1 protein-coding gene is annotated in these 286 nt (G+C 72.4%); it reads left to right on the top strand.

All coding sequences use genetic code 11. The features are described from left to right. Positions 1-286, top strand: a 286-nt coding sequence (locus KVT44_RS56005) for a hypothetical protein (RefSeq protein ID WP_217576962.1), incomplete at both ends; no start/stop codon positions are given.

Here is a 286-nt window from a genome sequence, read left to right as displayed (position 1 = left end):
GCGGGCAAGTCGCCCTCCACCGAACCAGACAGGCCGCTCGTCTCCGGCAGGTCGCAAAGCGACGGAGTAGCCGGCAACGACGTCGTCGCGGCCGGCTGCAAACCGCGGCCGGATGAGGACACCGGCACGTCGCATCCGACGCACGAACTCGCCTTCGTCGACGGATGCCGTCGCTGCGGCCCGGACGGTCCGCTCGAGCCGGTGGGCGTCGACTTCGACCGCACCGGTGCGTGCAGCCCGCGCGATTTCGGCCGGCTTCACGCCACGCTCTCCCATGCCCCGCCCG

It is taken from the genome of Streptomyces sp. GbtcB7 (assembly GCF_019091445.1).
Classification (GTDB): Bacteria; Actinomycetota; Actinomycetes; order Streptomycetales; family Streptomycetaceae; genus Streptomyces; species Streptomyces mirabilis.
This window is presented reverse-complemented; position numbering and strand designations above follow the sequence as displayed.